Below are 4,796 nucleotides of genomic sequence, written 5' to 3' on the forward strand. Positions count from 1 at the left end.
CCCTGTCGCGGGCGATGGTCCTGTCGGTCGACTGGTTCGGCATCGCCGTCCTGGCGGCGTGGGGCGCGGTCGCGGCGCTGGCGGCGCTGCGCTGGTTCCGATTCACCTGAGATCGCCGCGGGGCGCTCGCGACACGTAAACCACGCACACGACACGCCGCGCCGGGTGTGCGTCGTTTACGTCTCGCGACGCCAGGGCTTACTACAGGACGTAGTTTTCATTGGCCTACCATCGGGCCATGCCCGTGGGACGAACGCTGATGCGGCTGGTGGACCTGCTCCCCAATCCCAGCGTGCGCGCCCAGCGAATCATCGCCGCGGCCGTCATCCTCACCCAGGGCGGTATCGCCGTCACCGGGGCGATCGTCCGCGTCACGGCCTCGGGCCTGGGCTGCCCCACCTGGCCGCAGTGCTTCCCGGGCAGCTTCACCCCCGTCGCGCACGCCGAGGTGCCGCGCATCCACCAGGCGGTCGAATTCGGCAATCGCATGATCACCTTCGCGGTGGTCGTCGCCGCGGCACTGGCCGTGCTGGCCGTGATCCGGGCCCGGCGCCGCACCGAGGTCCTCGTGTACGCGTGGCTGATGCCGGTGTCGACGGTGGTGCAGGCGGTCATCGGCGGTATCACCGTGCGCACCGGCCTGCTGTGGTGGACCGTCGCGATTCACTTGCTCACCTCGATGACGATGGTGTGGCTGTCGGTGCTGCTCTACGTCAAGATCGGCGAGCCCGACGACGGCATGGTGCGCCGGCGGGTCCCCCGGCCGCTGCGTGCCCTGACCGCACTGATCGGGCTGGACCTGGCCGTGGTGCTCGTCACGGGCACGCTGGTGACGGCCGCCGGGCCGCACGCGGGTGACCGCAGCCCCACCCGAACCGTCCCCCGGCTCAAGGTCGCGGTCGACACCCTGGTCCATGCCCACTCCTCGCTGCTGGTCGCCTACCTCGCGCTGCTGGTCGGGCTGGGCTTTGGGCTACTGGCGGTGCGCGCCGCCCGGCCGATCCTGCGGCGGCTGATCGTTCTGCTCGCCCTGGTGTGCGCGCAGGCCGTCGTCGGCACCGCGCAGTACTTCACCGGCGTACCCGCCGCGCTGGTCGCCCTGCACGTGGCCGGGGCCGCGGCCTGCACGGCCGCCACCGCCGCGCTATGGGCGTCGATGCGAGAACGGGCCGAGGCCGAGCCGCTCGCAGGCTGACTCCACGGCCAGCGCGAAGTCGCGCTGGGCGCGCTCGCGGTCGTCGGCGCCCAGGTGCCGCCAGCCCAGCGACGGCGCGACGAGGTCGAGCCCCACCAGCCGCCCCTCGGCGACGTCGGCGCGCGCGTACAGGAGGTCGCGGACGGCGATTCCGGTGCGCTCGGCGGCGGCCGCCAGCGCGGCGTACCCGAGCTCCCACGACTCGACGTCCGGCTCGACCGGCCAGGCATGTGACTGCTCGCCGCCGAGAAAGATCAACGCCGCCCGCGCCGTCCCGCCCGCGAGCGTCGGCACCCCGTCGGCCTCCAGGTCGCGCAGATACCGCTCATCGAGGTTCCAAGCGACCGCGTCCGGCGGGTTGAGCAGGTGGCGCACCCTCCGCGTCCACCCGAGGAACTCGTCACGCCGGTCCGCGGGGGCGCGCAGAATCACCAGGTCGGCGTCGAGGGCCTCGGGATCGTCCCAGGACAGCCAGCGGGCGTGCAGCCCGCGGGTGCGCAGCGCGGGTACCAGGCCGGCGTCGTCGGGATGGCGCGGACCGCCCGCCAACACGATGCGGGGATGGAAGATGTCCGGACGGGCGAGTTTCATGCCCGGGCATGATAAGCACATGCACGCAATCGAAGTCAGCGAAACCGGCGGCCCCGAGGTGCTGCGCTACGTCGACGCACCCCGGCCCACGCCCGGGCCCGGCGAGGTGCTGATCAAGGCCGAGGCGATCGGCGTCAACTACATCGACACCTACTTCCGCTCGGGGCAGTACCCGCGCGAGCTGCCGTTCATCCTCGGTTCCGAATTGTGCGGCACCGTCGAGGCGACCGGTGACGGCGTGGAGGGCTTTCGCGTCGGCGAGCGCGTGGTCAGCGCGTCGGCGGCCGGCGGCTACGCCGAGTACGCCACGGCCCCAGCGTTTTTGACGGCACACGTGCCGGACGGCGTCACCTCCGACGTGGCCGCGTCGGTGCTGCTGAAGGGCCTGACCGCGCACTACCTGTTGAAGTCGGTGTATCCGGTGCAGGCCGGCGACACCGTGCTGGTGCACGCCGGAGCGGGCGGGGTCGGGCTGATCCTGACGCAATGGGCGCACCTGCTCGGCGCGCGGGTCATCACCACGGTCTCCACGCCGGAGAAGGCCCGGCTGTCCCGGCAGGCCGGCGCCGACGAGGTGCTGTCCTACCCCGACGACGCGGACGACTTCGGCAGGCAGATCCGCGGGCTCACCGGCGGCGCCGGCGTCGAGGCCGTGTACGACGGCGTGGGTGCCACCACCTTCGACGCCAGCCTGGCCAGCCTGGCGGTGCGGGGCACACTGGCGCTGTTCGGCGCGGCCAGCGGGCCCGTTCCGCCGTTCGATCCGCAGCGCCTCAACGCCGCGGGCTCGGTGTTCCTGACCCGGCCGTCGCTGGCCCACTTCATCCGCACCGGCCAGGAATTCAGCTGGCGCGCAGAGGAATTGTTCGACGCGATCGCCGGCGGGGCGATCACCATCGAAGTCGGCGGCCGCTACCCGCTGGCCGAAGCCACCCGCGCCCACCAGGATCTGCAGGGCCGCAAGACAGCCGGCTCGATCGTGCTGCTGCCGTAGGTCCGAGCCGCTGTCAGAACAGGTGCGGCAGGGCGATCACCGAGTCGACCGCCAACGCGCAGAACACCACCGCCAGATAGTTGTTCGATTGCAGGAACAACCGCAGCGGCTTGACCGGCTCGCCGGCGCGCACCCCGGCGTACAACTGGTGGGCCATCGCCAGGAACCACACCCCGGCCACCAAGGCGACCGCGGCGTAGAGCCAGCCGGTGGCCAGCGCCAGCGCCAGCGTCGCCGCCACCGTCAGCCAGGTGTAGATCAGGATCTGCTTGGTCACCTGACGCTCGGTGGCCACGGCGGGCAGCATCGGCACGCCGGCCGCCTTGTAGTCGTCCTTGTAGCGCATGGCCAGCGCCCAGGTGTGCGGCGGCGTCCAGAAGAAGATGATCGCGAACATCACCAACGCCGGCCAGCCGACGGTGCCGGTTACCGCCGACCAGCCGATCATCACGGGCATGCAGCCGGCCGCGCCGCCCCACACGACGTTCTGCGAAGTGCGGCGCTTGAGCAGCAGCGTGTAGACCAGCACGTAGAAGGCGATGGTGGCGCTGGCCAGGTGCGCCGACAACATGTTCGTCGTCCACCACAGCCAGAAGAACGACCCCACCGACAGCGCCAAACCGAACACCAGCGCATGGCTGCGCGGGACGGCGGCCCGGGCCAACGGCCGGCGCGCCGTGCGCTTCATCACCTTGTCGATGTCGGCGTCGGCCACGCAGTTGAGCGTGTTGGCTCCCCCGGCGGCCAGCATCCCGCCGATCAACGTGTTGAGGATCAGCAGCGGGTTCACGGCGCCGCGGTGGGCGAGCAACATGGCCGGAATGGTGGTGACGAGCAGCAGCTCGATGACCCTCGGCTTGGTCAGCGCCAGGTACGCCAGCACCGTGCCGTGTACTCGGCTCGGTACTTGGCTCGGGGCGACGCGCCCGCGAACGCTCACGCAATAACTCCTTGGGGTCGCAACAGCGCGCAGCATCTACTACACAAGATGGTAGACCGAGGGCCGGTGACGGCCTGCCCGCAGGGTCCAATCACGAGAGACTTCTCCCAGATTTCCGAACTGGATGTTACGGGTCGACGGCCACCGCGTAATTTTCACATCAGCCGGTGGCGGGTACCCGAAATCCAGCACTGCAAGAGCCGGCCCTACCGCACTAGGGTGGGATTGATCAGCTCGATGACCCCAAGGACTGAGTCTGTGACCACACTCGAAGAGATCTCTACGCTGACCCAACCGCACCTCCCCGATGACTGGTCCGAGATCGACTCGGCCGCCGTCGACACGATTCGGGTGCTGGCCGCCGACGCGGTGCAAAAGGTCGGCAACGGACATCCCGGAACGGCGATGAGCCTGGCTCCGCTGGCGTACACGCTCTTTCAGCGGACGATGCGGCACGATCCCAGCGACACCTACTGGCTGGGGCGCGACCGCTTCGTGCTGTCCTGCGGGCACAGCAGCCTGACGCTGTACATCCAGCTCTACCTGGGTGGGTTCGGCCTGGAGCTGTCCGACATCGAGTCGCTGCGCACGTGGGGATCCAAGACACCCGGACACCCGGAGTTCCGGCACACCAAGGGCGTTGAGATCACCACGGGTCCGCTCGGCCAGGGTCTGGCCTCGGCGGTGGGCATGGCGATGGCCTCGCGCTACGAACGCGGGTTGTTCGACCCGGACGCCGCCCCGGGCACCAGCCCGTTCGACCACTTCATCTACGTGATCGCCTCCGACGGTGACATCGAGGAGGGCGTCACCTCGGAAGCCTCCTCGCTGGCCGCCGTCCAGCAGCTGGGCAACCTGATCGTCTTCTACGACCACAACCAGATCTCGATCGAGGACGACACCAACATCGCGCTGTGCGAGGACACCGCCGCGCGCTACGAGGCCTATGGCTGGCACGTGCAAAGGGTCGAGGGCGGCGAGAACGTCGTCGGCATCGAGGAGGCCATCGCCAACGCCAAGGCCGTCACCGACCGGCCGTCGTTCATCGAGTTGCGCACCATCATCGGCTACCCGGC

At 70.0% G+C, this 4,796-nt stretch carries 4 protein-coding genes and 2 pseudogenes; 4 read left to right on the forward strand and 2 right to left on the reverse strand.

Annotation, left to right across the window (positions count from 1 at the left end):
- Window positions 1-110, forward strand: a pseudogene (locus A9X05_RS29960) (multidrug ABC transporter permease); the annotation flags it as partial.
- A gap of 149 nt (window positions 111-259) precedes the next feature.
- Complete coding sequence (locus tag A9X05_RS19500; protein WP_197499136.1) at window positions 260-1,195, forward strand: heme A synthase; 936 nt, start codon at window positions 260-262, stop codon at window positions 1,193-1,195.
- Here A9X05_RS19500 and A9X05_RS19505 read toward each other — a convergent pair.
- Complete coding sequence (locus A9X05_RS19505; protein ID WP_067783505.1) at window positions 1,145-1,786, reverse strand: hypothetical protein; 642 nt, start codon at window positions 1,784-1,786, stop codon at window positions 1,145-1,147. The genes A9X05_RS19500 and A9X05_RS19505 overlap by 51 nt on opposite strands.
- A 19-nt stretch (window positions 1,787-1,805) precedes the next feature.
- Between A9X05_RS19505 and A9X05_RS19510 the strand changes: the two genes are divergently transcribed.
- Window positions 1,806-2,780: a quinone oxidoreductase gene (locus A9X05_RS19510; RefSeq protein ID WP_067783508.1), complete on the forward strand. Its 975-nt coding sequence runs from the start codon at window positions 1,806-1,808 to the stop codon at window positions 2,778-2,780.
- Between the two features lie 13 nt (window positions 2,781-2,793).
- On the opposite strand, the gene A9X05_RS19515 is transcribed toward A9X05_RS19510, so the two are convergent.
- On the reverse strand, window positions 2,794-3,720 hold the full coding sequence (locus A9X05_RS19515; RefSeq protein ID WP_067783511.1) for a heme o synthase: 927 nt from the start codon (window positions 3,718-3,720) through the stop codon (window positions 2,794-2,796).
- A 258-nt stretch (window positions 3,721-3,978) separates the two neighbouring features.
- On the opposite strand from A9X05_RS19515, the pseudogene A9X05_RS19520 reads away from it, so the two are divergent.
- Window positions 3,979-4,796: pseudogene (locus tag A9X05_RS19520) on the forward strand (transketolase); the annotation flags it as partial.

Source organism: Mycobacterium sp. E3298, from assembly GCF_001666895.1.
Taxonomy (GTDB): domain Bacteria; phylum Actinomycetota; class Actinomycetes; order Mycobacteriales; family Mycobacteriaceae; genus Mycobacterium.

Excerpts from the sequence above, each read along its gene's own strand:
- A9X05_RS19500 (WP_197499136.1), top strand. The coding sequence starts at position 260 with ATGCGGCTGGTGGACCTGCTCCCCAATCCCAGCGTGCGCGCCCAGCGA.
- A9X05_RS19505 (WP_067783505.1), bottom strand. The coding sequence starts at position 1,786 with ATGAAACTCGCCCGTCCGGACATCTTCCATCCCCGCATCGTGTTGGCG.
- A9X05_RS19510 (WP_067783508.1), top strand. The coding sequence starts at position 1,806 with ATGCACGCAATCGAAGTCAGCGAAACCGGCGGCCCCGAGGTGCTGCGC.